22 protein-coding genes are annotated in these 23,327 nt (G+C 60.9%); 14 read left to right on the top strand and 8 right to left on the bottom strand.

Going from position 1 to position 23,327, the window contains the following annotated elements; all coding sequences use genetic code 11:
* The coding region (locus BOP96_RS03825; RefSeq protein WP_175562975.1) for a hypothetical protein at positions 1-462 on the top strand (462 nt) is incomplete at its 5' end.
* Here BOP96_RS03825 and BOP96_RS03820 read toward each other — a convergent pair.
* The gene (locus BOP96_RS03820; protein ID WP_175562974.1) at positions 459-923 is read right to left on the bottom strand and encodes a TIGR02444 family protein; all 465 of its coding nucleotides are present in this window, start codon (positions 921-923) and stop codon (positions 459-461) included. The two genes, BOP96_RS03825 and BOP96_RS03820, sit on opposite strands and share 4 nt — an antisense overlap.
* Before the next feature lie 50 nt (positions 924-973).
* On the opposite strand from BOP96_RS03820, the gene BOP96_RS03815 reads away from it, so the two are divergent.
* From BOP96_RS03815 to BOP96_RS03795, 5 genes are all read left to right on the top strand, one after another.
* On the top strand, positions 974-2,884 hold the full coding sequence (locus BOP96_RS03815; protein ID WP_073451871.1) for an ATP-binding cassette domain-containing protein: 1,911 nt from the start codon (positions 974-976) through the stop codon (positions 2,882-2,884).
* Positions 2,884-3,450 carry a mechanosensitive ion channel family protein gene (locus BOP96_RS03810; protein WP_003195372.1) on the top strand — a complete coding sequence of 189 codons (567 nt, stop codon included), beginning with the start codon at positions 2,884-2,886 and terminating at the stop codon, positions 3,448-3,450. Before BOP96_RS03815 ends, BOP96_RS03810 begins: the two co-directional genes overlap by 1 nt.
* Positions 3,451-3,546: 96 nt before the next feature.
* Positions 3,547-4,179, top strand: a complete 633-nt coding sequence (locus BOP96_RS03805) for a LysE family transporter (protein ID WP_005792425.1) — start codon at positions 3,547-3,549, stop codon at positions 4,177-4,179.
* Positions 4,180-4,379: 200 nt separating this feature from the next.
* Complete coding sequence (locus tag BOP96_RS03800; RefSeq protein ID WP_014720437.1) at positions 4,380-6,275, top strand: FTR1 family protein; 1,896 nt, start codon at positions 4,380-4,382, stop codon at positions 6,273-6,275.
* Position 6,276: 1 nt separating this feature from the next.
* Positions 6,277-6,732, top strand: a complete 456-nt coding sequence (locus BOP96_RS03795; protein ID WP_032902238.1) for a YaiI/YqxD family protein — start codon at positions 6,277-6,279, stop codon at positions 6,730-6,732.
* A 34-nt stretch (positions 6,733-6,766) separates the two neighbouring features.
* On the opposite strand, the gene elbB is transcribed toward BOP96_RS03795, so the two are convergent.
* Positions 6,767-7,432, bottom strand: coding sequence for an isoprenoid biosynthesis glyoxalase ElbB (gene elbB, locus BOP96_RS03790; RefSeq protein ID WP_032902239.1), 666 nt, complete (start codon positions 7,430-7,432; stop codon positions 6,767-6,769).
* Positions 7,433-7,547: 115 nt separating this feature from the next.
* On the opposite strand from elbB, the gene BOP96_RS03785 reads away from it, so the two are divergent.
* Positions 7,548-8,783 (top strand): sterol desaturase family protein, encoded by a 1,236-nt coding sequence (locus BOP96_RS03785; RefSeq protein ID WP_014720434.1) that lies wholly within the window; start codon positions 7,548-7,550, stop codon positions 8,781-8,783.
* On the opposite strand, the gene BOP96_RS03780 is transcribed toward BOP96_RS03785, so the two are convergent.
* The gene (locus BOP96_RS03780; RefSeq protein WP_014720433.1) at positions 8,764-9,399 is read right to left on the bottom strand and encodes a DedA family protein; all 636 of its coding nucleotides are present in this window, start codon (positions 9,397-9,399) and stop codon (positions 8,764-8,766) included. The two genes, BOP96_RS03785 and BOP96_RS03780, sit on opposite strands and share 20 nt — an antisense overlap.
* A gap of 208 nt (positions 9,400-9,607) precedes the next feature.
* Here BOP96_RS03780 and hemB point away from each other — a divergent pair, with 208 nt between their 5' ends.
* Positions 9,608-10,621: a porphobilinogen synthase gene (gene hemB / locus BOP96_RS03775; protein ID WP_019819828.1), complete on the top strand. Its 1,014-nt coding sequence runs from the start codon at positions 9,608-9,610 to the stop codon at positions 10,619-10,621.
* Positions 10,622-10,639: 18 nt separating this feature from the next.
* Positions 10,640-12,862 (top strand): polyphosphate kinase 1, encoded by a 2,223-nt coding sequence (gene ppk1 / locus BOP96_RS03770; RefSeq protein WP_014720431.1) that lies wholly within the window; start codon positions 10,640-10,642, stop codon positions 12,860-12,862.
* A gap of 128 nt (positions 12,863-12,990) precedes the next feature.
* Here ppk1 and ppx read toward each other — a convergent pair whose 3' ends face one another.
* Positions 12,991-14,493, bottom strand: coding sequence for an exopolyphosphatase (gene ppx, locus BOP96_RS03765; RefSeq protein WP_003195352.1), 1,503 nt, complete (start codon positions 14,491-14,493; stop codon positions 12,991-12,993).
* Between the two features lie 478 nt (positions 14,494-14,971).
* On the opposite strand from ppx, the gene BOP96_RS03760 reads away from it, so the two are divergent.
* The 4 genes from BOP96_RS03760 to BOP96_RS03745 all read left to right on the top strand — a co-directional run bounded on the left by BOP96_RS03760 (position 14,972) and on the right by BOP96_RS03745 (position 19,476).
* Positions 14,972-15,619 carry a DUF1120 domain-containing protein gene (locus BOP96_RS03760; protein ID WP_014720430.1) on the top strand — a complete coding sequence of 216 codons (648 nt, stop codon included), beginning with the start codon at positions 14,972-14,974 and terminating at the stop codon, positions 15,617-15,619.
* A gap of 120 nt (positions 15,620-15,739) precedes the next feature.
* Positions 15,740-16,426: a fimbria/pilus chaperone family protein gene (locus BOP96_RS03755; protein WP_093114399.1), complete on the top strand. Its 687-nt coding sequence runs from the start codon at positions 15,740-15,742 to the stop codon at positions 16,424-16,426.
* A gap of 7 nt (positions 16,427-16,433) precedes the next feature.
* On the top strand, positions 16,434-18,935 hold the full coding sequence (locus BOP96_RS03750; protein WP_175562973.1) for a fimbria/pilus outer membrane usher protein: 2,502 nt from the start codon (positions 16,434-16,436) through the stop codon (positions 18,933-18,935).
* Complete coding sequence (locus BOP96_RS03745; protein ID WP_138726204.1) at positions 18,901-19,476, top strand: hypothetical protein; 576 nt, start codon at positions 18,901-18,903, stop codon at positions 19,474-19,476. Before BOP96_RS03750 ends, BOP96_RS03745 begins: the two co-directional genes overlap by 35 nt.
* Here the strand turns inward: BOP96_RS03745 and BOP96_RS03740 are convergent.
* From BOP96_RS03740 to BOP96_RS03725, 4 genes are read right to left on the bottom strand one after another with little or no spacing between them, the layout of a single operon-like run.
* Entirely contained in the window at positions 19,448-20,185 is a 738-nt protein-coding gene (locus tag BOP96_RS03740) for an amino acid ABC transporter ATP-binding protein (RefSeq protein WP_032902243.1), read from the bottom strand. The two genes, BOP96_RS03745 and BOP96_RS03740, sit on opposite strands and share 29 nt — an antisense overlap.
* Complete coding sequence (locus BOP96_RS03735; RefSeq protein WP_073451863.1) at positions 20,172-20,822, bottom strand: amino acid ABC transporter permease; 651 nt, start codon at positions 20,820-20,822, stop codon at positions 20,172-20,174. Before BOP96_RS03735 ends, BOP96_RS03740 begins: the two co-directional genes overlap by 14 nt.
* Positions 20,819-21,487, bottom strand: a complete 669-nt coding sequence (locus BOP96_RS03730) for an amino acid ABC transporter permease (protein ID WP_014720424.1) — start codon at positions 21,485-21,487, stop codon at positions 20,819-20,821. The genes BOP96_RS03735 and BOP96_RS03730 overlap by 4 nt, the downstream gene beginning before the upstream one ends.
* A 14-nt stretch (positions 21,488-21,501) precedes the next feature.
* Positions 21,502-22,287: a transporter substrate-binding domain-containing protein gene (locus tag BOP96_RS03725; RefSeq protein WP_014720423.1), complete on the bottom strand. Its 786-nt coding sequence runs from the start codon at positions 22,285-22,287 to the stop codon at positions 21,502-21,504.
* Between the two features lie 256 nt (positions 22,288-22,543).
* Between BOP96_RS03725 and BOP96_RS03720 the strand changes: the two genes are divergently transcribed.
* Positions 22,544-23,239, top strand: coding sequence for a FadR/GntR family transcriptional regulator (locus BOP96_RS03720; protein ID WP_014720422.1), 696 nt, complete (start codon positions 22,544-22,546; stop codon positions 23,237-23,239).
* The last annotated feature ends 88 nt before the right edge of the window (positions 23,240-23,327 follow it).

Genomic DNA, 23,327 nt, shown 5'->3' with positions numbered 1-23,327 from the left:
GCGAAGCCAGCTGCTAAAACTGCTGCTGCCAAACCAGCCGCGAAGCCAGCTGCTAAAACTGCTGCCGCCAAACCAGCTGCCAAGCCAGTCGCTAAAACCGCTGCTGCCAAACCAGCTGCCAAGCCAGTCGCTAAAACCGCTGCTGCCAAACCAGCCGCGAAGCCAGCCGCTAAACCTGCTGCTGCCAAACCAGCTGCCAAGCCAGTCGCTAAAACCGCTGCTGCCAAACCAGCCGCGAAGCCAGCCGCTAAAACCGCTGCTGTCAAACCGGCTGCCAAGCCAGCCGCTAAACCTGCTGCTGCTAAACCAGCCGTGAAGCCAGCCGCCAAGCCAGCGCCCGCAAAGCCAGCCGCTCCAGCAGCACCCACTGCCACCCCGGCAGCCGCCACCGCTCCAACTGCATCGGCCAGCAGCACCCCTGCACCGGTAGCGCCAAGCACCACCCCAACCAGCGCTTCCTAAGTGTTGGTGGCCATGACGCGCAATTGCAGCAGCGCGTCGTGGTCAAGGTTGGCGGCTTCGGTCGCCAGGCCTTCAAGCCAGTCTTGCTGATCCACCACCTCATTGATCGGCCATGTCTGCGCCAGCGCTTCCAAGCGCGCCAGCAACGTTCTTTCGGCCTCCAGCTCCAGTGTCTTGATCTGCTCGCGTAGCGATGCCAATTGCGCATCCTGCTGGGCCAAGGCTCGCCATTGCACGCGCACTTGTCGTAGCGGTTCGACTACCTGCACCCGCCACGGATGAGCCATCTGTTGCAGTGCCAGAACGCGTTCGGGCTTGTACGCCACACCACGTTGCTCCAGCCAAGCACCACACAACAACAGGCACACGTCTGCCCCTTGCTCCTGCAAGCGCAGGCACGCGGCCTCCACGCCTGGGCGGGCATAGGTCGAAAGGGCAAAGCTCCACAGGTCAGCGCACATATTCACACCCAAGCCAGCGGCCAACGAAGCTGGTAGACTCCGCCGCCATTATGATCCGACTTCAAAGCCTAACATTACAGCGTGGCCCGCAACGTCTTCTTGAAGACGCCGAGCTGACCCTGCACGCCGGTCACAAAGCCGGCCTGATCGGTGCCAACGGCGCCGGCAAATCCACGTTGTTCGCCCTGTTGCTGGGGGAGCTGACCCCGGATTCCGGGGACTGCCTGCTGCCGGCCGACTGGCGCATTGCCCATATGCGCCAGGAGATCGACACCCTGGACCGTATCGCCATCGACTACGTGCTCGATGGCGACCTGCGCCTGCGCCAGGTGCAACACGACCTGGCTGAGGCCGAAAAAGCCCAGGACGGTGCCGCCCAGGCGCGCCTGCACTCGGAGCTGGACAGCGCCGACGGCTACACGGCCGACGCTCGCGCTCGCAAGATGCTCGCTGGCCTTGGGTTTACCAACGAACAGATGGACCGCCCGGTCGCCGATTTCTCCGGTGGCTGGCGCATGCGCTTGAACCTGGCTCAAGCGCTGATGTGCCCCTCTGACCTGCTGCTGCTCGACGAACCGACCAACCACTTGGACCTCGATGCGATCCTGTGGCTGGAAGATTTCCTCAAGAGTTACCAGGGCACCTTGCTGCTGATCTCCCACGACCGGGATTTCCTCGACGCCGTGGTCGATAACATCGCCCATGTCGAACAGAAGAAAATCACCCTTTACCGTGGCGGCTATACCGCGTTCGAACGCGCCCGCGCCGAACGCCTGGCCCAGCAGCAACAGGCCTTTGAAAAGCAACAGGCGCAACGTGCGCACATGGAAAGCTACATCGCTAGGTTCAAGGCCCAGGCTACCAAGGCCCGCCAGGCCCAGAGCCGGATCAAGGCCCTGGAACGCATGGAAGAGCTGTCGGCGGCCCACGTCGATTCGCCGTTCGACTTTGTCTTCCGTGAGTCGGTGAAGATCTCCAGCCCGCTGTTGGACCTCTCGGACGCTCGCCTTGGCTATGGCGACAAAACCATCCTTGAGAAGGTCAAGCTGCAGCTCACGCCGGGCGCACGCATCGGTTTGCTCGGCCCGAACGGCGCAGGCAAGTCGACACTGATCAAGACCCTTTCGGGTGAGCTTGAGCCGCTGGCCGGTCGCCTCACTCGTGGCGAGAACACGGTGGTGGGTTACTTCGCCCAGCATCAACTGGACTCGCTGGACGCCAAGGCAAGCCCGTTGTTGCACCTGCAACGCCTGGCGCCGACCGAGCGCGAGCAGACCCTGCGCGACTTCCTTGGCGGTTTCGACTTCCGTGGCGCGCGCATTGACGAACCTGTGCTGAATTTCTCCGGTGGCGAAAAAGCCCGACTGGCCCTGGCCCTGATCGCGTGGGATCGCCCGAACCTGTTGCTGCTCGACGAGCCGACCAACCACTTGGACCTGGAAATGCGCCTGGCGCTGACCATGGCCCTGCAGGAGTTCAGCGGTGCGGTATTGGTGGTGTCTCACGACCGTCACCTGCTCAAGAGCACCACCGACAACTTCCTGCTGGTGGCCGACGGTAAGGTCGAAGAGTTCGATGGCGACCTGGACGACTACGCGCGCTGGCTGACGGAGTACCGTCTGCGCAATGCGCCGGCCAGCAACACGCCGGTCAACCCGGACAAGACCGACAAGAAAGCCCAGCGCCAGGCCGCCGCCGCGCTGCGCCAGCAGTTGGCGCCGCACAAGCGTGAGGCCGACAAGCTGGAAGCCGATCTGGGCAAGGTGCATGAGCGCCTGGCCAAGATCGAAGCCAGCCTGGGCGACAGCGCCGTGTACGAGTCGGCGCGCAAGGACGAGCTGCGTGACCTGCTGGCCGAACAGGCCAAGCTCAAGGTGCGCGAGGGGCAGTTGGAGGAAACCTGGATGGAGGCCCTCGAATTGCTCGAAACCCTGCAAGCGGAGCTGGAGGCGCTGTCCTGATGGAGGCGTTGCAATTACCGGTACCGGTGCAATGGATCGAACCCATCTGGATCGGCGTGCAAATCCTGCTGATCCTGTTGGCTGGCTACCTGGCTCAGCGCTTCGTCGCAAAAGGCCTTACGCGCCTGGGTGAGCGCTACCCGTTCCCGCCGCAATTGCTGATGCCCCTGCGGGGCGGCTTGCGCTGGCTGATCATGGGCAGTGCGCTGATCTTTGTGCTGGGCCGCCTGGGTGTGTCTGCCACGGTGTTGTGGACGGCCCTGTCAGGCTTTGTCGCGGTGGCGGCCGTGGCGTTCTTCGCCATGTGGTCGGTGCTGTCGAACCTGCTGTGCGCGATCCTGATCTTCACGGTCGGGCCGTTTCGCCTCGGTGATATCGTCGAGTTGGTGGACACCGTCGACAAACCGGGCGTGAAGGGCCGGGTCGTGGCGATCAACTTGCTCTACACCACGCTGATCGAAGTCGAGGAAGCCGGGACCAACAGCGCGATGGTGCAGGTGCCCAATAGTCTGTTCTTCCAGCGTTCGGTACGCCGTTGGCCCGGCTCTGGCACTAATATCCTGTAGGCGCGAGCAAGCTCGCTCCTACAGAAATCTATAGCCAGCCTTTGGTCGCTGGAGTTAGCTTAAGGCACAACCGCTAACTCCCTTACGAGGTGTGCAATGGCTCTCGATACATGGCTGGCCTTTTTCCTGGCCAGTTGGATCATCTCCCTTTCTCCTGGCGCCGGTGCCATCGCCTCGATGTCCAGCGGCCTGCAATACGGTTTTGTGCGTGGCTACTGGAACGCCATCGGTCTGCAACTGGGCCTGGCGATGCAGATTGCGGTGGTCGCCGGTGGTTTGGGTGCCATTCTGGCGGCCTCGTCTACTGCGTTCTATGCGATCAAATGGTTTGGCGTGGCCTACCTCGTGTATCTGGCCATCAAACAATGGCGTGCCCTGCCCATGGACATGACCGATGACGCCGCCGTGCGCCCGATCGGCAAACCGATGGCGATGATGTTCCGCGGCTTCCTGGTTAACGCCAGCAATCCCAAGGCGCTGGTGTTTATGCTGGCGGTGCTGCCGCAGTTCGTGAACCCGCAGGCGCCGTTGTTGATCCAGTACCTGATCCTCGGTGCCACTATGATCAGCGTCGATATGATCGTAATGGCGGGCTACACAGGGTTGGCGTCGAAAGTCTTGCGCCTGTTGCGTACGCCCAAACAACAGAAACGCGTAAACCGCACCTTTGCTGGCTTGTTTGTCGGCGCTGCCGGTTTCCTGGCGAGCCTGCATCGCGCCACGGCCTGACCAAGCGACTGGCTCAAAAATGTGGGAGCGGGCTTGCTCGCGAATACGGTATCAGTCAAAGAAAATAGTGACTGAAGCACCGCGTTCGCGAGCAAGCCCGCTCCCACATTGGTTTTAGGGTGATATGAAATAACACCTTGAGTCGAATCCATTAAAGCTCAACAATAGTGTTACTTCGTATTTCCACTTGAGATTCATTCATGACCGCCCCTTTCCGCTTTCTCGCCTGGCTGCTGTTGCCGGCGTTGCTGTCGTGCAGCTTCAATCTGTTGGCCGCGACCGCCGAGGGCGCGCCGCAAGCCCTGCATTTGCTGGACTACATTGGCGCCGACTACCCACCCACGGTGGAGGCGGGCAAGGTGGTGGATGACTCGGAATACCGTGAACAAGTGGAATTTCTCGGGGTGTTGCAGGGGCTGGTGGCGGATTTGCCAGACAAACCCGAGCGCGCCGAGCTGATAAAGGGCGTTGATGAACTGCTGGCCGCGGTCACTGCCCACCAGGATGGCGCAAGCGTTGCCCGCCAGGCCCGCCAATTGGGTGCCAAGCTGGCCGTGGCGTATGAAGTCAGCCAGGCCCCGGCCATCACGCCGGACCCGACGCGCGGCGCGCCGCTCTACGCCCAGCATTGTTCGGTGTGCCACGGCACAGCAGGTGCCGGCGATGGCCCCGCAGGCATGGGCATGACGCCACCACCCGCTAACCTGCGCGATGCCACGCGCCTGGATCGCCTGAGCCTCTACGCGATCTACAACACCCTCGGCCTGGGCGTGGAGGGCACCGACATGCCGTCGTTCGCTGACCAATTGGACGACCGCCAGCGCTGGGACCTGGCAACCTATATCGCCGGCTTCACGGCCGACCCGGCCGCCGCCAAAGGCGAGCAGACATTCAACCTTGCCGACCTGGCCCGCCAGACCCCCAATGAAGTGCTCGCCGCTGACGGCCCTGGCGCTGCCGCGACATTCCGCGCTCAACGTGCCCAACCGCCGCAGGTTCAGCGTGGCCCCGCGCAGTTGCTCGACTACACCGCCGCCACCCTGGACAAGAGTCTCGCGGCCTTCCGCAACGGCGACCATGAGCAGGCTTACGATCTATCCGTCGCGGCCTATCTGGAAGGCTTCGAACTGGTGGAAAGCTCCCTGGATAACGTCGATGCCAATGTGCGCAAAGACACCGAGAAGGCCCTGATGGCCTATCGGCAATCGTTGCAGGACGGCTTGCCTATCGAGCAGGTGCAGCAGCGCTTGGACCTGGCCAAAGGCAAACTCACTGAATCGGCCGGTTTGCTGGGCGGCGATGGCCTGAGCTGGTCGTTGAGCTATATCTCCGGCTTGCTGATCCTGCTGCGCGAAGGCCTGGAAGCGATTCTGGTGCTGGCAGCGATCCTCGCCTTTCTGCGTAACACCGGCCAGCAATCGGCGGTGCGCAGCGTCAACGTCGGCTGGGGCCTGGCGCTGTTGGCAGGCTTGGGTACCTGGGCTTTGGCGGCCTATGTCATTGACGTCAGCGGTGCCCAGCGTGAGTTGCTTGAAGGCTGCACGGCGTTGTTCGCCAGTGTGATGGTGCTGTGGCTCGGCGTGTGGATGCACGACCGGCGTCACGCGGCAGCCTGGCAGGACTACATCAAGAGCAGCCTGGTGGGCGGCGGTGGGCGTTTCGGTTTTGCCGTGCTGGCGTTCTTCTCGGTGTACCGCGAACTGTTCGAAGTCATCCTGTTCTACGAAACCCTGTGGCTGCAAGCCGGCCCTGCCGGGCACAACGCGGTGCTGGCCGGTGGTGCCACGGCGTTGGTGCTGCTGGTGGGCCTGGCCTGGGTGATCCTGCGCGGTTCGGCGAAGTTGCCCCTGGCGCTGTTCTTCGGCATCAACGCCGCGCTGCTGTGTGCGCTGTCGGTGGTGTTTGCCGGGCACGGTGTGAAAGCCTTGCAGGAAGCAGGCATCTTCGGCACGCGGCCGGTGGCGTTCTTTGACTTCGACTGGCTGGGCATCCACGCCGATGCGTACTCGTTGGGGGCACAGGCCGTGGCGATCCTGGCGATTGTGGTGTTGTATGGCCGTAGCCGCCTGACCGAAAAGCGCCGGGTGGCGGCGTAGCATGCGCGTGTGGATCGACGCCGACGCCTGCCCTCGGGCGGCCAAGGACCAAGTAGTGAAGTTCGCCCTCAAGCGCCAGTTTGAGGTAGTGCTGGTGGCAGGGCAAAGCCAGATCAAACCGAGCTTTGCCTGTGTGAAGCTGATCGTGGTGCCCAGCGGGCCGGATGCCGCCGATGATTACCTGGTGGAGCACGCCGTGCCCGGCGAACTGGTGATTTGCAGCGACGTGCCCTTGGCCGACCGCTTGGTGAAGAAGGGCGTGACGGCCCTTGACCCGCGTGGCAAGGAATTCAGCCCAGCGAACATGAGCGAGCGGTTGGCGGTGCGTAACCTGTTTACCGACCTGCGCGAGCAAGGCCAGATGGGCGGCGGCCCACCGCCCCACAGCGAAAAGGACAAGCAGGCGTTTGCCAATTCGCTGGACCGAATCCTTACCCGCTTGATGAAACCACTGTAGGAGCGAGCAAGCTCGCTCCTACAGAAAGAGGGCGTCAGTCGTTCTCGTGAGTCAACTCCAACACCCGATCCACCAGCTTGTTGATGCCTGACGCCACCTCGCTGATGTTCTTGCCCAGCATGTAGGCCGGCGTACTCACCAGCTTGCGCGCCTGGTCTTCGACGATGTCCTCCACGGTGCATTCGAGGTGGGTGGCGCCCATCTTGTCCAGGGCTGCGGCGGTGCTGGCATCGTTGCCGATGGTGCAGGTCACGCCAGGGCCGTAGATCTTGGCGGCCAGGGCCGGCGAAATGCAGATCAACCCCACCGGCTTGCCCGCTTCGGCAAAGGCTTCAGCCAGTGCCAGCACCTGAGGGTTGATGCTGCAACCGGCGCCTTCCACGGCAAAGTTCGACAGGTTCTTGGCCGCACCAAACCCGCCCGGCACGATCAGCGCGTCAAAGTCTGCGGCGTTGGCTTGGCCTATATCCTTCACGGCGCCGCGGGCGATACGCGCGGATTCCACCAGCACGTTGCGCGACTCGGGCATTTCTTCGCCCGTGAGGTGGTTGATCACGTGCAACTGCGCTACGTCGGGTGCAAAGCATTCCACTTGAGCGCCGCGCTGGTCCAGGCGCAGCAGGGTGATCACGCTTTCATGGATCTCTGCGCCGTCGTACACGCCACAGCCGGAAAGGATCACTGCAATCTTTTTGCTCATGGGCATTTCTCCTGATTCATGGCGTTAAATGTCTACTAATTTGTAACCTGTTGCCAATGGGATCTCACGTCGCTGCACCTAATCTTGATGTAACAAAAATAGACCGGACTAGCCCATGGACTTCGTGCCTTACGCAGTACCGTTTTTTATCGCCCTGATTGTGGTGGAGTTGCTGGCCGACCGTTGGCGCGGCGCGCGCAACTACCGAGTGGCGGATGCCATCAACAGCCTCAGCACCGGTGTGCTGTCCACCACCACCGGCTTGCTCACCAAGGGTGTGGGCCTGCTGACCTACGCCTTCGCCCTCAAGCACCTGGCGTTGTTCGAGTTGCCGACCCAGAGCGTCTGGACCTGGGTATTCGCTTTTGTGTTTTATGATTTCTGCTACTACTGGCTGCACCGCATGGGGCATGAACGCAACATCCTGTGGGCCGCGCATTCGGTGCATCACCAGAGCGAGGACTACAACCTCAGCACTGCCTTGCGCCAGACCAGCACCGGTTTCCTGCTGAGTTGGATCTTCTACTTGCCCCTGGCGGTGGTTGGTGTGCCGCTGGTGGTGTTTATCAGCGTAGCGTCGCTCAACCTGCTGTATCAATTCTGGGTCCATACACGCCATGTTCCCAAGCTCGGCTGGGTCGAATGGTTTTTCGTCACACCGTCCAATCATCGGGCCCACCATGCACAGAACGCTCTCTACATGGATCGCAACTACGGCGGGGTGTTCATTATTTGGGACCGGCTGTTCGGCACCTTCCAAGAGGAAGACGATAACGAACCGGTGATTTTCGGCGTAACCACACCCCTGGCCAGTTGGAATCCGCTGTGGGCCAACCTGCAGTTTTATGCGCAGCTCTGGAGCGACGCCAGGCGTACTGAGCGTTGGTGGGACAAGCTGCGCATCTGGTTCATGCGCACCGGTTGGCGGCCGGCGGACGTCAAGGCCAAGTACCCGATGGCCAAGCCGGACCTGAGCCAGTTCCGCAAATTCGAGGTGCCGCTGGACGTGCGCCACCAGGTCTACATCGCCTTGCAGTTTGCGGCTTATGTGGGGTTTGGCAGCTATCTGATGAATGTGGGTGAGGGCTCGCCCACCTCGGCGCTGGTCCTCGGTTGGGGCGCGATGGCACTGGGATTGTTTACCCTGGGGGTTGCGCTGGAGAATCGCCCATGGGCACTGAAGGCCGAGCTGGCGCGCCTGGTGCTGAATGTTCCCTTGGTATGGCTGGCGCCGCTGGCAGGGTTGTGGCCCGCCAGCAACCTGGGCTGGCTGGGCCTGGCGAGCTACAGCCTGCTCAGCCTCATCGGCCTCTACTGTTGCAGAAGCCGGCTTACTCGGTGGGTGTCTTAGGCGTTTCGATCGGGGCTGGCTCGTTAGCCAGCCGAGCCTTGGCCTCGGCACAGGCTTGGCGGGCGATGCGGGCATTCTTGAAGCGACGGCGCAGCCACAGGCCAAAGCCCAGCACCAGCAAGGCGCCCAGTACCCACAGCTCGTATTTCTTGACGCTGCCGAGCATCCCTTCCAGCACCGCGCCAAAGTGGTAGGCCGCCGCCCCCAGTGCCGCGGCCCAGATCGCCGCGCCAATACCGTTGAGGACCAGGTAGCGCAACGGTGGATAGCCGGACAGGCCAATCGCCACGGGCATCACCGTGCGCAAGCCGTAGACGAAGCGGAAACTCAATACCCAGATATCCGGATGCTTGCGGATATGTTCCAGCGCCTTGTCGCCCATCAATTGCCAGCGCGGCTTGCGCGCCAGCAACTTGCGGCCGTGCTTGCGCCCCATGTAGTACCAGAGCTGGTCGCCGGCGTAGCTGCCAAAAAAGGCAACGACCACCACCAGGTTGATATCCATGTAGCCACGGAACGCCAGGAAGCCTGCGAGTACAAGGATGGTCTCGCCTTCGAAGAACGTGCCGAGAAAGAGGGCAAAGTAGCCGAAGTCATGCAGAAATTGTTGAAGCATGGTCTAGGGTGCTGGCGAAATGAACGCGCAGCCTACGCCTTCACGAAGATTCATGAAAGTATCGAGATGTGTCACGAAGTGAACAATTCCTATGCAAATGACGAATGGGACTACAGGTCGCGTCGATAAGCACAACTGTCATTCATTCGTCATAATGGCCGCTTATAACTGCAACGCTCGCCCGTAAACACGGGCTCAGGAGTCTGTCGTGAGCTTTACCCCTGCCAATCGCCTGTTCCCTGCCACCCGTCTGCGTCGCAATCGTCGTGATGATTTTTCTCGTCGCCTGGTACGTGAAAATGTACTGACCACGAATGATCTGATCCTGCCGGTTTTCGTGCTCGACGGCGAAAATCGCCGGGAAGCGGTGGCGTCGATGCCGGGTGTGGAGCGTCTGACCATTGATTTGTTGCTTGAAGAAGCGGCGAATTGGGTCGAGTTGGGCATTCCGGCGCTGGCGCTGTTTCCGGTGACCCCGGCGGAACTCAAGTCCCTGGACGCCGCTGAAGCCTGGAACCCCGACGGGATTGCCCAGCGCGCCACCCGTGCCTTGCGCGAGCGCTTCCCGGAGCTTGGGGTGATCACTGACGTGGCCCTGGACCCGTTCACCACCCACGGCCAGGATGGCATTCTTGACGAAGACGGTTATGTGCAGAACGACATCACCGTCGATGCACTGGTCAAGCAGGCGTTATCACACGCGGCTGCGGGCGCCCAGGTGGTTGCACCGTCGGACATGATGGACGGGCGCATCCAGGCGATTCGCGAAGCCCTTGAGCTGGCCGGTCACGTCAATGTGCGGATCATGGCCTACTCGGCCAAATACGCCAGCGCCTACTACGGCCCATTCCGCGATGCGGTAGGCTCGGCGCTGAACCTGGGCAAGGCCAACAAGGCCTCGTATCAGATGGACCCGGCCAACAGCCAGGAAGCTCTGCACGAGGTGGCTGCCGACCTGGCCGAAGGCGCCGATATGGTGATGGTCAAGCCGGGGATGCCCTACCTTGACATTCTTTACCGGGTCAAAGAGGAATTCAAAGTGCCGACCTTTGTCTATCAGGTCAGCGGTGAATACGCCATGCACATGGCGGCCATCCAGAATGGTTGGTTGAGTGAAGGGGTGATCCTCGAATCCCTGACTGCCTTTAAACGTGCCGGCGCTGATGGCATTCTGACCTACTTCGCCGCCCGCGCCGCCCAATTGCTTAGAGAGCAACAATAGCCCTCACAGGAACACTCGATGAATACCGAAGGACTCTCAGAAGTTGCCGTAAAAGACGCTCACCCGGTGGTTGAACAAGTCGCCCAGACCCCGCCGGAGCTGGAGCCCGCACCGCCTGCGGTGGTGGCCGAAGCGCCTGCGCCGGCGCCGGTGGCCGTGGTCACCAACCTGGATGACAGCAGCCTGTACATCCACCGCGAGTTGTCACAACTGCAATTCAACATCCGCGTGCTTGAGCAGGCGCTGGATGAGTCCTACCCCTTGCTGGAGCGGCTGAAATTCCTGCTGATCTTCTCCAGTAACCTGGACGAGTTCTTCGAGATCCGTGTTGCCGGCCTCAAGAAGCAGATCACCTTTGCCCGTGAACAAGCCGGTGCCGATGGCCTGCAACCGCACCAGGCCCTGGCGCGTATCAGTGAGCTGGTGCACGGCCATGTAGACCGCCAGTATGCGATCCTCAACGACATCCTGCTGCCGGAGCTGGAAAAGCACCAAGTCCGCTTCATTCGTCGTCGTCACTGGACCGCCAAGATCAAGACCTGGGTGCGCCGTTACTTCCGGGACGAGATTTCGCCGATCATCACGCCTATCGGCCTCGACCCGACGCACCCGTTCCCCTTGCTGGTGAACAAGAGCCTCAACTTCATCGTCGAACTCGAAGGTATCGACGCTTTCGGCCGCGATTCGGGCCTGGCGATCATCCCGGCGCCGCGTCTGTTGCCTCGGATCATCAAGGTACCGGAAGAGGTAGGGGGCGCTGGCGACAACTATGTATTCCTGTCATCGATGATTCACGCGCACGCCGACGACCTGTTCCAGGGCATGAAGGTCAAGGGCTGCTACCAGTTCCGCCTGACCCGTAACGCCGACCTGGCGCTGGACTCCGAAGACGTTGAAGACCTGGCACGTGCCCTGCGCGGCGAACTGTTCTCACGGCGCTATGGCGATGCGGTGCGCCTGGAAGTGGCGGACACCTGCCCGAAACATCTGTCGGACTACCTGCTCAAGCAGTTCAACTTGGCAGAATCGGAGCTGTACCAGGTCAACGGCCCTGTGAACCTCACGCGCCTGTTCAGCATTACCGGCCTGGACAGCCACCCGGAGCTGCAATACAAGCCGTTCACGCCGCAGATCCCGAAACTTTTGCAAAACAGCGAGAACATCTTCAGCGTGGTGAGCAAGCAGGACATCCTGCTGCTGCACCCTTTCGAGTCGTTCACCCCGGTGGTCGACCTGCTGCGCCAGGCTGCCAAGGACCCGCACGTCCTGGCCGTGCGCCAGACCCTGTACCGCAGCGGCGCGAACTCGGAAATCGTCGATGCGCTGGTGGATGCGGCGCGTAATGGCAAAGAAGTCACTGCGGTGATCGAGTTGCGTGCGCGTTTCGACGAAGAGTCCAACCTGCAACTGGCCAGCCGTCTGCAAGCGGCCGGTGCGGTGGTGATCTACGGCGTGGTCGGCTTCAAGACCCACGCCAAGATGATGCTGATCCTGCGCCGTGAAGCCGGTGAGATCGTGCGCTACGCCCACTTGGGTACCGGTAACTATCACGCCGGCAACGCCAAGCTCTACACCGACTACAGCTTGCTGACGTCCGACGACGCGCTGTGCGAAGACGTCGGCAAGTTGTTCAGCCAGTTGATCGGCATGGGCAAGACCCTACGCATGAAGAAGCTGTTGCACGCGCCGTTCACGCTCAAGAAGGGCATGCTCGACATGATTGCCCGCGAGACCCAGTTTGCCCTCGATGGCAAGCCGGCGCACATCATCGCCAAGTTCAACTCGCTGACCGATCCGAAGATCATCCGTGCTCTGTACAAGGCCAGCCAGTCCGGTGTGCGCATCGACCTGGTGGTACGTGGCATGTGCTGCCTGCGCCCCGGCATTGTGGGCGTGTCGCATAACATCCATGTGCGCTCGATCATCGGCCGCTTCCTGGAGCACACCCGCGTGTTCTACTTCCTTAACGGCGGCGAAGAACAGATGTTCCTCTCCAGTGCCGACTGGATGGAGCGCAACCTCGACAAGCGCGTGGAGACCTGCTTCCCGGTGGAAGGCAAGAAGCTGATCATGCGGGTCAAGAAGGAGCTGGAAAGCTACCTCACCGACAACACCCACAGCTGGAGCCTGCAGTCGGATGGTCGCTACGTGCGTAACACCCCGACCGGCAACCAGAACCCGCGCAGCGCGCAGGCGACATTATTGGAGAAGTTGGGTAGCCCGATTCTGACGGTGAACTAGCCCAGGCATACGCAACTCCATGTGGGAGCGGGCTTGCTCGCGAATGCGGTGTGTCAGTCAATGCATCTGGTGACTGTTCCACTGCATTTGCGGGCAAGCCCGCTCCCACATTTGTTTTGCAGTGGGCTTTAGCGCAGGTTCAGGCTGAACCCCACCCGTGTCAGCCATTCCGCTTCCTGGGCGAAGTCCGCCTGGGTCAGCTGGTTTTCATCCAGCCAGCCTTTGGGGAACATCACTTCCAGGCTGTCGCCATCGGCATGCAGTTTGACCTGCGGCATTTCCTGGGTGCCACGGATGTGGTGGAACAGGATCGCAAAGCGCAGCAGCGCGCACAGGCGAATCAGCTTGATGCCGTCTTTACCGAATTCGGCAAACTTGTCCTTGGGAATATTACGGCGATGGCCGCGTACCAGCAGCGCGAGCATCTGTTGGTCTTCCCGGGAGAAACCGGCCAGGTCCGAGTGTTCGATCAGGTAGGCGCCGTGCTTGTGATAATGGTAGTGGGCGATGTCCAGGCCGACTTCATGCACCTTGGCTGCCCAGCCGAGTAACTCGCGCCAGACGCCGTCTTCCAGGTCCCAGTCCTCGGCCACCTGGTCGAACGCGTGCAGGGCTTTGCGCTCCACGCGTGCGGCTTGTTCCAGGTCAACGTGATAACGCTCCATCAGCGAGCTGAGGGTGCGCTCGCGCACGTCTTCGTGGTGGTGCCGGCCCAGCAGGTCGTAGAGCACGCCTTCGCGCAGGGCGCCGTCACAGTGGTCCATGCGTTGCAGTTCGAGGGCGTCGAAGATGGCTTCGAGAATTGCCAGGCCCGCAGGGAAAATCGCACGGCGGTCGGGCTTGATGCCATCGAAGTCGATTTTCTCTGCATCCCCCAGCTTGAACAACTTGCGCTTGAGCCACGCCAAGCCCTCGGCGTTCACCTCGCCGGTGCCATGGCCACCGGCTTTCAAGGCCAGGCCGATGGCACGGATGGTGCCGGACGAGCCGATGGCTTCATCCCAGGTCAGTCGGTGCAAGGCGTGTTCGATGCTCATGATTTCCAGACGCGCTGCGGTGTAGGCCTGGGCATAGCGCGCCGGAGTGATCTTGCCATCCTTGAAATAACGCTGGGTGAAACTCACGCATCCCATCTGCAGGCTTTCACGCAGCAGCGGTTCGAAACGCTGGCCGATGATGAACTCGGTGCTACCGCCGCCAATGTCTGCCACCAGGCGTTTGCCGGGCGTATCGGCCAGTGTGTGTGACACGCCGAGGTAGATCAGGCGAGCCTCTTCACGGCCCGAGATGACCTCCACCGGATGCCCGAGGATTTCCTCGGCGCGATGGATGAACTCGTTGCGGTTGCGGGCCTCGCGCAAGGCATTGGTGCCAACGATACGCACTGCGCCAGGGGGCATGCCGTTGATCAGTTGCGCAAAACGCTTGAGGCAATCGAGGCCGCGCTGCATGGATTCTTCATTGAGCTTGCGCTCGTCGTCGATCCCGGCGGCCAGTTGCACTTTTTCGCCGAGCCGCTCAAGGATGCGGATCTCACCGTTCTGGGCCTTGGCCACGACCATATGAAAGCTGTTGGAGCCCAGGTCGATGGCGGCGATCAAGGACAGATTCTTGGCTTGGGATTGCGGCATGGTTTGAGGATCTCGGTCGATAACCTTGCCATCGTGCCACGATCGACCGCTGACGCCAACGCGTTGTGCTTCGGTAATTGGACCGATGCTGTCTGTAGGGAAATCTCTGGGAAGTGCAGGGCAGCTTCGCAAGCTTTAAACGAATAGGCAATCCGATACCGTAAGACGTTTTAACTGTATGTCGTCGTAAGTTGTGTATGACATTGCTTACAGTGATCGGGGCTGTAGATCATGCGATTTCAGTCAGAGGACTACTTTGCTGATCGATTAAAGCCGTTGCCTAATTTAATACGGCCCACAGCAAATACCGTGTTGTCTGATTTTTTTGCCAGGCACCAAGGCGCCAGACTGTCATTCGGCAATTCTGCCTGGGTGTTATTTATTTATAGTTTTGTGTTACGGAAGATAAAGCGTTGAGCGACGGAGTCGCTAAAACCAAAATAAAGAACGCCTGTTAATTCCTAATGACAGGACGAGCATGAAAAAAATTATTGGATTAACCGTCGGTATGGTGTGCCTGGCTGCAACCCTCAATGCCCAGGCAACCACCAGTGCGCAGTTGGTCGTCAGGGGCACCATTACACCTGCTGCCTGCAACCTCAGCCTGGCGGGCAGTGGCATCATCGACTACGGCACGATTCGCTCGGGCGAATTGTCCCAAACAGCGTTTAACCCGCGCGAAGAGAGGACCACTTCGCTGGTGATCAATTGCGGCACCACGCCTGCCAGGTTCGGGCTCACGTTTACCGACCTGCAAGCGGGCAGCAAGGTGACGGGCATCCTCGGCGCGGGCTTCACCGAAGCACAGAACTATGGTTTGGGTATGGTAGGCGCCCGGCGTACCGGTGGCTATTCGGTGACTCTCAAGGACCTCAGGTCCTCCGGCACAACGCTGTTTCCGATCATGCGCAGCGGCCTGGGGGCCTGGTACAACAGCGATGGCAAAGTGGCCCAGTCGCCGAGCCAGTACTCTTGGCGTAATGGCACGACGATTACCCCTGCCGCTATCAGCCAATTGACCGGTACGCTCGCGGTGAAAGCGGTAATCAACAAGGCTCGGGATCTGGATTTAAGCCGCGACATTTCCATTGATGGGCGCGCCACGCTTGTATTGAGTTACATCTAAATAACTGAAAGCAGCCGATCAAGAAACTAACCCTTTCTTATTGGCTGTTTTTCTATGGCTGCGCGATTGCCAATCGTCAATGGCATGAGTTGAGGGGAATACTGAGTGCGTGGTTTTTTAATAAGTTGTGTATGGCTGTGGCATCTTTTTTTTAGTGCTGTTGCCACCGCCGACGGTATGTTACCGGAAACAACAGTGGTGGTGCTTTATGAAGAGGACGGCGAAGCCACCCTGAGTATCAAGAACACCGATGCGGGGCCCGCGCTGCTGCATTCCGTGGTTGAGAATGTGCCTGAAGACCTGGAGCCGCTACTGATTGTCACACCGCCAGTTACCCGTGTGGAGGCAGGCGACACCCAGCTGGTGCGTTTTATCAGCACCCTGAAACAGCCGCTCAAGACCCAGCGGCTCAAGCGCGTGTCGTTTGAGGGCATCCCCCAGGCGCGGGCTGCGGGTGGTGCGACCATTGGCATCACCCTGCGGCAGAATTTGCCGCTGATCCTGCACCCCCAAGGCCTGCCGCGACACCATACGCCGTGGGAATTGTTGACGTGGAAGCGCGTCGGGGACCGGCTCAGCGTCCACAACGACAGCGCCTATGTGGTGCGCCTGGCGCCAGATGTGCAGCTGCTGCCACAAGGCACACTGGCGACATTGCCGCGCACTTACATCTTGCCGGGTGAGGCATTGGTGGCGAAGGGCGAAGGTACTCTGGGCAATGTGGCTCAAGTAGAGATCCAGCCCGCCACGGTCTACGGGTTTTCGGTAGACAGCTACCGAGCGCCGGTCATCACCGATGAAGGTTGATCGGTTCATGAGGCTTCCTTCGAGGCGCGACATTGCCGGTACTGCCTGGCCCGGTCGATCCACGTTATCCATCGGCTTTGCGGCGCTCTGGAGTCTGCCTGGTATGGCGACCGCGCTGGAACTCGGGGAAGGGTTTGACCTGGCGGCCCTCACAACCCACGGCATAGACCCCAAGGTTGCCGATTACTTTCGCAGTGCGGCGCGCTTTCGCGAAGGTGTCCAGGTGGTGGGGTTGCGGGTCAATGGCAACCCGCTTGGGCGGGTGGATGCCCGGTTTGGTTCGCAGGGTGAGTTGTGTTTCACCCCAGGTTTACTTGAGAAGGCCGGGCTGGTTAAACCCGGCACAATCCTGCAGCCCGGCGCCAGGCCCGACCAGGCCTGCCATGACTTTCTCGGCGCATTCCCGGCGACGATGGTGCGGCTGCGCCCCGGTAACGACGAAGTGGTACTGGTGGTGCCGACCCAGGCCTTGCGCGAATCCCAGTGGGAAAGCGGGAATTTTTCCCACGGTGGCGCGGCAGCGTTGTTCAACTATGACGTGCTGGGTTACGACAGCCATTTGCGCAGTGGGCCCAGCCGGTTCGTGTCGGCTTATACAGAGGCGGGCTTCAACCTCGACGACTGGATTGTCCGCAGCCGTCAGTTCTATGTGTCTGACAACGGCCAGACCCGTACCGAACACTTGCACGCTTATGCCCAGCGGGATATCGCCGGGTTGCAGTCGACGTTCCAGGCAGGCCAGATCTCCAGCAATAACCCGTTGTTTGGCGGGATCCAACTGTCGGGCGTGCAGTTCTCCCCCGATGGGCAGGCCAGAACACCCGCAGGCGACAATAACGCAGTGGTCGAGGGGTTGGCCCAAAGCCAATCGCGGGTCGAAATACGCCAGTCCGGTGTGTTGGTCCACAGTACGTTGGTGCCTGAAGGACCGTTCCGGCTGACGGGCTTGCCCCTGCTTAACACCACCAGCGACCTTGAGGTCAGTGTAATTGACGTGCGGGGTGCCAAGCGCAGTTTCGTGGTGCCGGCGGCATCGTTCGCGGGGGCTACCCCGGCGGCGCCTGGATACTATTTGTCGGTGGGCGAGTTGCGCAGAACGGCGGGTGAGGAAGGGCCTTCACCGGTGATCGCCATGGGCAGTGGTACCTGGGGGCTGGGGAGCCACTCGTCTGCGGGTTTTGGCTTGTTGAGTACCGATGACTATTGGGCGGCAGGGGGCTCCCTGAGCAGCGTGTTTTTCCAGCGGGTTTCTGTCAACGCACGCCATAACCTGTCCCGGGACAGCCAGAAAGCCGTGTCCGGCTCACGCAGCAGCCTGTCACTGAGCAGCCCGGTCGGGGCCAATATCGACGTCAACCTCAGCGCCACTACCCAGACGCGTGGTTACCGTGAAGTCACTGAAGTGGGCCAGTCGCTCAGGGCCGATGATCTCGATTCCCACTTTAAAAACCAGTACACCGCGGGCGTGAGCTGGGCCGACCCCACGCTGGGCGTATTTTCTTTGAATTACACCCGCAGCGCTCAATTTGGCGGGCAAACCAGCGAGCATGTGTTTGCCTCATGGAACAAGTCGTTTGGCCATGCCGATGTGGCGCTGATCGCTGATTCACAGGTAGGTGGTTCACGGGCTGGCCGTGACGCCACCTATACAGGCAGCCGGCGTGATCGTGCCGTGGATAACGATGTGTCCCTGCGGTTGCAGGTCAGCGTGCCGCTGGGCGGCGATCGCCGTGTGAGCAGCTACACCAGCCGCCGTGGGGAGCAATTTACCGCGGGCACTGCACTGAGCGAGCGGGTCAACGAGTATGTGAACTACGAAGTGGGAGTTGAGCGTGACATGCGGGCCAGGGAGCAATCGTTGCGTGGGCAAGTGGACTTGTTGCCACGCTATACGCGAGTGGGCCTGGGCGTTAGCCGTGACCCGCTGGGCACCAGCTACACCGGCCAATGGCAGGGTGGTGCGGTGGCTCACGAAGGCGGGCTGACCTTTTCGCCCTACAGCGTGCAGGACACGTTCGGCATCGTCTCGGTCGGCGATATCGGCTCGGCGAAAGTCGAGACGCCACAAGGCCCGGTATGGACCGACTTCAGCGGCCAGGCGGTAATCGCCGGCTTGCCGGCCTACACCAACAGCCGCGTCCAGGTGCAGACCCCTTCCTTGCCCAAACGGGTGGACCTGAAAAACGGCACCCAGGTCCTTGCGGCAGGCCGAGGCTCGTTCAATAACGTGGATTTTGACGTGGTGAAAGTACGCCGGATGCTGGTAACCGCCAACGATCAGCACGGCCGACCATTGCCTCAGGGCGCCTCGGTCTTGGGCAAGGGCAATCGCTTCATCACCAGTGTGGTGGGCGAGGGCATGATTTTCCTCAACGACGTCTCCGAGTCGCAAAGCCTGAAAGTTTCATTGCCGGACTCTTCCACTTGCCTGTTGCACATCGACCCCGAGGCCAAGCCTGACAATGACAAATTCTATGAAGCGGTATCGGCGGTGTGCCAGGGTGGTTAAGCGTGCAAGCCTGCCCTTGGCCCTGTTATGCATGTTGCTGGCAGCACTTGATGCGCAAGCTGAAAACTGTCGGCTATCGCTGAGCCAGTCGCGCATCGACTATGGGCCGATATACCGGGATGCAGTGGTTGAAAATGCCACTGTGGTGCTGGCTACCCGCACGTTCAGCATGACCGTGCTCTGCGCGGAGCCGGCGGCAATGGCCCTGCGTTTTGTCGCAGCGCCTGCCGATGGGCAAGGGTTTCGGTTTGGTCGTGAGGGGCGTTTGCGCTTGCGTCTCAAGCATGCCCAGGTCGACGGGCGAGCAGTCGGCTGGTCGTCTGCTCAAGCACCTGATGAGTCGGCCAGCGGCCAGTTGTTACCCGGCCAGGCCTTGATTGCGCGAGTCTCAGGTGTGCCGGTGACAGGGCGCAGGCTCACCGCCCAGGTCGATATCGACACCGAACTGCCCTTCGACGCGTTGGTGGTACGCACGCAGGCCCACCTTGAAGGGCAGGGCCGTTTCGAACTGGTTAGCCCGGCTGTTCCACCGAGCCAATGAAGTTAGCCAGCTCGGCCGTTTTCGGGTTGGCGAACAGTACCTTCGGGTCACCGGTTTCATGTACCTTGCCCTGGTGCATGAACACGAGCTTGTCGCCGACCTCACGGGCAAAACGCATTTCGTGAGTCACCATGATCAGGGTCATGCCGTCCTGAGCCAGTTGGCGCACCACGCTCAGCACTTCATTGACCAGTTCGGGGTCCAGGGCTGAAGTGATCTCGTCGCACAGCAGCACCTTGGGCGACATGGCCAGGGCGCGGGCAATGGCGACGCGCTGTTGCTGGCCGCCGGACAGGCGATCGGGAAAGGCGTCGAATTTTTCGCCCAGCCCGACCCGGTCCAGCATCTGCCTGGCCAGTTGGGCGGCCTTGGCCTTGGGCACTTTCTGCACCACTTGCGGCGCCAGCATCACGTTCTCGCCCACGGTCAGGTGCGGGAACAGATTGAATTGCTGGAACACCATGCCGACCTTCTGCCGCAGGCTGCGCAGGTCGGCGCGGGCGGCGTCGAGGTATTCGCCATCGACTTCGATTACACCGTCGTTGATCGACTCCAGGCCATTGAGGGTGCGCAGCAAGGTGGACTTGCCCGAGCCGCTGCGGCCGATGATCGCGACCACCTGGCCTTCGTCCACCGTCAAGTCGATGCCCTTGAGTACGTGGTGATCGCCGTAATACTTATGCAGGGCAGAAATTCTAAGCAGAGGCATGCAGTCTCCTTTCCAGGTAGCGCGCACTGAGGGACAAGGGGTAACAGAGCAAAAAGTAACCGAGGGCCACCAGGCCGTAGACCATGAAGGGTTCAAAGGTGGCGTTGGCGAGTATGCCGCCCGTCTTGGTCAGTTCGGTGAAGCCGATGATCGAGGTCACGGCGGTGCCTTTGACCACCTGCACCGAAAAGCCCACCGTCGGCGCGACAGCAATGCGCAGCGCCTGGGGCAGGATCACATAGCGCAGTTGTTCAAGCGGGTTGAGGGCCAGGCTGGCCGAGGCTTCCCATTGGCCGTGGGCAATGGAATCGACGCAACCGCGCCATATTTCAGCCAGGTAGGCACTGGTAAACAGGGTCAAGGCAATTGCCGCTGCCAGCCAGGGCGATATGTCCACGCCAAGCAGGGCAACGCCGAAAAACACCAGGAACAGCTGCATCAGCAGTGGCGTGCCCTGGAACAGTTCGATATAGGTGCGGGCCATATTGCGTGAGAACGCTTTGCGGCTGATGCGCAGGGTCATCACCAATAAGCCGATCAGGCCGCCGCCCACAAACGCCACCAATGACAGCAACAGCGTCCATTGCAGGCCGGTCAGCAGGTTGCGCACAATGTCCCAGAACGAAAAATCACTCATCGGCTGTTCCTCATGACAAACCGTCGGCCGATCCAGTTGAGCAATTGGCGAATCATCAGCGCCATGCACAGGTACACCAGGGTGGTCAGGGCATAGGTTTCAAAGGCACGGAAATTACGCGACTGGATAAAGTTGGCGGCAAAGCTCAATTCTTCAGTCGCAATCTGCGAACACACCGCCGAACCGAGCATCACGATGATGATCTGGCTGCTCAGGGCGGGCCACACCTTGCCCAGGGCCGGCAGCAGCACCACATGGCGAAACGCTTCAAAGCGCGTCATTGCCAGTGCCGCGGCCGCCTCCAGTTGCCCCCGTGGGATGGCCTGGATGCCGGCACGGATGATCTCGGTGGAGTAGGCCCCCAGGTTGATCACCATCGCCAGCACGGCGGCTTGCCACTCGGTAATTTTTAACCCGAGGGATGGCAGGCCGAAGAAGATGAAGAATAGTTGCACCAGGAACGGCGTGTTGCGGATCAACTCGACATACACACCAAAGACCCACGCAAACGGTTGGATCTTCCACGCCCGTACCACGGCGCCGACAGTGCCCAGGGCCACGCCGAGGATGGCGCCAATGGCCGTCAGCTCAAGGGTGAACAGCGCGCCACGCAGGAGCAGGTCGGTATTGGCCAGCACCGGCACAAAGTCGAATTGATAGGCCATCTTTGAGCTCCGCGTCAGAGGTCGGCAGGCAGCGGTTCTTTGAGCCACTGCATCGCGTTTTTCCCAAGGCTGCCGTCAGCCTTGGCTGCCACCAGGATCTGGTTGACCTTTTCCAGCAGCGCCGGCTCGTTCTTGTTCACGCCTACGTACACCGGCGAATCCTTGAGTTTCACCTTCAGTGCCGGTACGCGCTTGGGGTTGCGTTCGCTGATGGCCACCATGACCACGTTGCCACTGGCGATCAGGTCGACCTGGCCGGCCAGGTAGGCGGCGATGGTGGAGTTGTTGTCTTCAAAACGCTTGATCGTGGCTTCCTTGGGCGCTACCGCGGTCAGCTCGATGTCTTCGATGGCGCCACGGGTCACGCTGATGGTCTTGCCCTTGAGGTCGTCGAGGCTGGCGATGGCGGCATCAGGCGGCCCAAACACGGCAAGGTAGAACGGCGCGTAGGCGTTGGAGAAGTCGATGACCTTTGCGCGCTCGGGGTTCTTGCCCAGGCTGGAAATAACCAGGTCGACTTTGCCAGTGGTGAGGAACGGTATGCGGTTGGTGCTGTTGACCGGCGTCAGTTCCAGCTTGACCTTGAGTTGGTCGGCCAGCAGCTTGGCGGTGTCGATGTCCAGGCCCCGGGGTTGCATGTCAGGGCCGACCGAACCAAACGGCGGGAAGTCCTGGGGGACGGCAACCTTCAGGGTGCCACGGGCGACGATGTCATCCAGACCACTCGCCTGGGCGGGTGCCTGGCTCAGCATCAGGCTGGCAAACAGGGCAGTGAGCAGGGCGCTGTAGCGCTTGGTCATGGCAACTCTCCGAAAAAGGCGAAGGAATTTTCTGAGTTTGCCCAGTGCACAGCCCATGCCAGCACCGTTCGGATCGTCTGCAAGGCTGATGTTTGTTGAGGTGCAGTGGTCTTACTGGTCTGAACAGTGGTCAGGTTTCCCGCACCCTTTTCGAGCGTTTGCAAAAAGCCGCGAGCGCCTTTGGGGCGTGGCTTGCAGCCAGCTATGAATAGTTTTACAACGGGTCACACACGCTATCGGGAACCCTGAGCTTTTTATGAATTCCATTGCCCAAGCCGTACCGGAAGCGGCCTTGCAGGCCATCCGCAAACTGATCAAGGAGCAAGGCTTTGGGCCGGGCGACGCACTGCCATCCCAGCGCGACCTGGCCCTGCAATTGGGGGTGAGCCGGGCGTCGTTGCGTGAGGCGCTGTCGTCCCTCAGCGCTTTGGGCGTGGTCAACGTGCAGCCGGGCAAGGGCGTGTTCGTGCAGGACGTGCAAGAGGCACCGGGGTTCGCCTGGCCCTTCGCGGCGCAGGCCACGCCGCCGGATATCTTCCAGCTGCGCTACGCCTTGGAGGGGTTTGCGGCGGGGTTGGCAGCAGTGACACTGACCCTCGATGCACTGGACAGCCTGCAAGACAACGTCCAAGCCATGCGCAAAGTGCTCAAGGCGGGCGACTTCGAAGCGGCCGCCCGCCTGGACTTCGAATTTCATCAGCGTATTCTGCTGGCCAGCGGTAACCAGGCCATGGTGAGCATCCTGAGCGCCAGCGCCGAGGTGTTTCTGGAAAGTCAGAAGCTACCGTTCATCCGGCCGGAACGGGCCATGGAAACCTGGCAGGAACATCGCAGAATCCTGCGCGCCCTGGCCCGCCGCAACAGTACGGCGGCGCAGAAAACCATGCAGGAACATATACGTAATGCAGCGTTGCGCACGGGCATTGCGTTCATGACGCCCGCCACGCCGTGACAGAGTCATACCCACGCTCATTCAACCTCATAGCAAGACTCAATCAGACGCGGCTTCCTGAACAGGGGAAGGGCGGCTATGATGGGCA

The sequence above is a fragment of the Pseudomonas sp. FSL W5-0203 genome (genome assembly GCF_001896155.1).
GTDB classification, from domain to species: domain Bacteria; phylum Pseudomonadota; class Gammaproteobacteria; order Pseudomonadales; family Pseudomonadaceae; genus Aquipseudomonas; species Aquipseudomonas paracarnis.
Note: the sequence above shows the minus strand (reverse complement) of the source record. Positions and strands in the feature narration are given on the sequence as shown.

Excerpts from the sequence above, each read along its gene's own strand:
- BOP96_RS03820 (WP_175562974.1), bottom strand. The coding sequence starts at position 923 with ATGTGCGCTGACCTGTGGAGCTTTGCCCTTTCGACCTATGCCCGCCCA.
- BOP96_RS03815 (WP_073451871.1), top strand. The coding sequence starts at position 974 with ATGATCCGACTTCAAAGCCTAACATTACAGCGTGGCCCGCAACGTCTT.
- BOP96_RS03810 (WP_003195372.1), top strand. The coding sequence starts at position 2,884 with ATGGAGGCGTTGCAATTACCGGTACCGGTGCAATGGATCGAACCCATC.
- BOP96_RS03805 (WP_005792425.1), top strand. The coding sequence starts at position 3,547 with ATGGCTCTCGATACATGGCTGGCCTTTTTCCTGGCCAGTTGGATCATC.
- BOP96_RS03800 (WP_014720437.1), top strand. The coding sequence starts at position 4,380 with ATGACCGCCCCTTTCCGCTTTCTCGCCTGGCTGCTGTTGCCGGCGTTG.
- BOP96_RS03795 (WP_032902238.1), top strand. The coding sequence starts at position 6,277 with ATGCGCGTGTGGATCGACGCCGACGCCTGCCCTCGGGCGGCCAAGGAC.
- elbB (WP_032902239.1), bottom strand. The coding sequence starts at position 7,432 with ATGAGCAAAAAGATTGCAGTGATCCTTTCCGGCTGTGGCGTGTACGAC.
- BOP96_RS03785 (WP_014720434.1), top strand. The coding sequence starts at position 7,548 with ATGGACTTCGTGCCTTACGCAGTACCGTTTTTTATCGCCCTGATTGTG.
- BOP96_RS03780 (WP_014720433.1), bottom strand. The coding sequence starts at position 9,399 with ATGCTTCAACAATTTCTGCATGACTTCGGCTACTTTGCCCTCTTTCTC.
- ppk1 (WP_014720431.1), top strand. The coding sequence starts at position 10,640 with ATGAATACCGAAGGACTCTCAGAAGTTGCCGTAAAAGACGCTCACCCG.
- ppx (WP_003195352.1), bottom strand. The coding sequence starts at position 14,493 with ATGCCGCAATCCCAAGCCAAGAATCTGTCCTTGATCGCCGCCATCGAC.
- BOP96_RS03760 (WP_014720430.1), top strand. The coding sequence starts at position 14,972 with ATGAAAAAAATTATTGGATTAACCGTCGGTATGGTGTGCCTGGCTGCA.
- BOP96_RS03750 (WP_175562973.1), top strand. The coding sequence starts at position 16,434 with ATGAGGCTTCCTTCGAGGCGCGACATTGCCGGTACTGCCTGGCCCGGT.
- BOP96_RS03745 (WP_138726204.1), top strand. The coding sequence starts at position 18,901 with ATGAAGCGGTATCGGCGGTGTGCCAGGGTGGTTAAGCGTGCAAGCCTG.
- BOP96_RS03740 (WP_032902243.1), bottom strand. The coding sequence starts at position 20,185 with ATGCCTCTGCTTAGAATTTCTGCCCTGCATAAGTATTACGGCGATCAC.
- BOP96_RS03735 (WP_073451863.1), bottom strand. The coding sequence starts at position 20,822 with ATGAGTGATTTTTCGTTCTGGGACATTGTGCGCAACCTGCTGACCGGC.
- BOP96_RS03730 (WP_014720424.1), bottom strand. The coding sequence starts at position 21,487 with ATGGCCTATCAATTCGACTTTGTGCCGGTGCTGGCCAATACCGACCTG.
- BOP96_RS03725 (WP_014720423.1), bottom strand. The coding sequence starts at position 22,287 with ATGACCAAGCGCTACAGCGCCCTGCTCACTGCCCTGTTTGCCAGCCTG.
- BOP96_RS03720 (WP_014720422.1), top strand. The coding sequence starts at position 22,544 with ATGAATTCCATTGCCCAAGCCGTACCGGAAGCGGCCTTGCAGGCCATC.